This is a genomic window from uncultured Nevskia sp., assembly GCF_903885465.1.
Classification (GTDB): Bacteria; Pseudomonadota; Gammaproteobacteria; order Nevskiales; family Nevskiaceae; genus Nevskia.
Genome location: NZ_CAISIQ010000054.1, coordinates 1 through 2,144, shown reverse-complemented (window position 1 = coordinate 2,144; position 2,144 = coordinate 1). Strand labels below are relative to the sequence as shown.

Below are 2,144 nucleotides of genomic sequence, written 5' to 3'. Positions count from 1 at the left end.
GCCTTGCGGGCGAGCAGGCCGGCGCCGATCAGGACACTCGGGTTCGAGGTGTTCGTGCACGAAGTGATCGCGGCGATGACCACCGCGCCGTCTTTCAGTTCGTAGGTCTGGCCCATGTCGGTGACCGTAGCTGGGCCCTTCGACGGACGCGCCTTCTGCTCGGCTTCGAAGGCCTTGCGGAAGTTGCTCTTCATGTCGGTCAGCAGCACGCGATCCTGCGGACGCTTCGGGCCGGCGAGGCTGGGCAGGATCGTCGACAGATCGAGCGCCAGCACGTCGGTGTATTCCGCTTCCGGCGCGTCCGGCGTCCACCACATGCCCTGGGCCTTGGCGTAGGCCTCAACGATGGCGATCTGCTCATCGCTGCGGCCGGTCAGGCGCAGGTAGCTCAAGGTTTCATTGTCGATCGGGAAGATGCCGCAGGTGGCACCGTATTCCGGGCCCATGTTGGCGATCGTGTTGCGATCGGAAGCCGACAGATTGGCAAGGCCGGGGCCGAAGAATTCGACGAACTTCTCGACCACGCCGCGCTTGCGCAACATCTCGGTGACGGTCAGCACCAGATCGGTGGCGGTGGCACCTTCGGCGAGCTTGCCGCTGACGCGAACACCGATGACTTCCGGAATCAGCATCGATGAGGGCTGGCCGAGCATCGCCGCTTCCGCTTCGATACCGCCGACGCCCCAGCCGAGCACGCCGATGCCGTTGACCATCGTGGTGTGCGAATCGGTGCCAAAGCACGAATCCGGATACAGCATGCCGTCGTCGTTCTGGAACACGACTCGGGCGAGATATTCGATGTTGACCTGATGGACGATGCCAGTATCCGGTGGCACGGCCTTGAAGTTCTTCAGGGCTTCCTGGCCCCAGCGCAGGAAGGTGTAGCGCTCTTCGTTGCGCTGGAATTCGATCTTGGCATTGAGGTCGAGCGCTTCTTTGCTGCCGTAGTGATCGATCATCACCGAGTGGTCGATGACCAGCTCCACCGGGCACAGCGGATTGACCTTGGTGGCATCGCCGCCAAGCGTCTTGATGGCATCGCGCATCGCCGCGAGATCGACCACGCAGGGCACGCCGGTGAAGTCCTGCAGGATCACGCGTGCCGGGGTGAAATTGATGTCCTTGGCCGGCACCTTCTTCAGGTCCGCCGTGGCCAGCGCCGTGATGTCGTCGGCGGTGGTGTTCACGCCGTCTTCGTGACGGAGCAGGTTTTCGAGCAGGATCTTGTACGAGTACGGGAGCCTCGAGACCTTGAATGGCTGCTCCAGCTGGGTCAGATCGTAGTAGCCGTAGCTTTTCGATCCAACGGTGAGCGTGGACTTGGCTTTGTAGCTATCGGTCACAGTCGTTCTCCTTGATGGTGCCACTGCCTGGGGTGTGTGCGGCTGGCAGGGCGATGACGGACTTCAGAGGGTTTGCAGTCGACGGAAGTTCAGCCCGGTTTGCGAGTATGGCTTAGCCGGGCGTTCGATCGAGGACACAAAAAAACCCGCCGGCTCGCGCCGACGGGCTCAGATTTCACCGGTGCCCGAAGGCTGTGCCGGGGACGTTCATTGCGTAGCTACTCAGGCCCCGACTCAGGCCTCGACCGCCGCAGGCTTCGCCGTTTCGACGTACTCGTCGATCTGGTTGAAGTTCAGGTACTGGTAGATCTGCTCCGAGTGCTGGGTGACGATGCCCATCTCGGCAAGGTATTCCGCGACCGTCGGCAGCTTGCCCATCTTCGACGCGATGGCCGCCAGTTCCGCCGAGCCCAGATACACGTTGGTGTTCTTGCCGAGGCGGTTCGGGAAGTTGCGGGTCGACGTCGAGATCGCCGTCGAGCCTTCCTTGATCTGCGCCTGGTTGCCCATGCACAGCGAGCAGCCCGGCATTTCGGTGCGTGCGCCCGCCGTGCCGAAGGTGTTGTAGACGCCTTCCTGCGTGAGCTTGGCGGCATCCATCTTCGTTGGCGGGGCGACCCAGAGGCGGACCGGGATATCCTTCTTGCCTTCGAGCAGCTTGCCGGCGGCACGGAAGTGGCCGATGTTGGTCATGCACGAGCCGATGAAGGCTTCGTCGATCTTGGTGCCCGCCACTTCGGACAGGAACTTCGCATCATCCGGATCGTTCGGGCAGCAGACGATCGGCTCCTTGATGTCGGC

At 62.5% G+C, this 2,144-nt stretch carries 2 protein-coding genes; both read right to left on the bottom strand.

The genetic code is table 11. The features are described 5' to 3' along the window. Window positions 1-1,343: aconitate hydratase AcnA (locus tag QZY06_RS01955; RefSeq protein ID WP_295679488.1), on the bottom strand; the 1,343-nt coding region annotated here is incomplete at its 3' end. A 234-nt stretch (window positions 1,344-1,577) separates the two neighbouring features. Continuing rightward, window positions 1,578-2,144 (bottom strand): aconitase family protein (locus tag QZY06_RS01950; protein ID WP_295679486.1); only part of this gene is annotated, 567 nt, incomplete at its 5' end.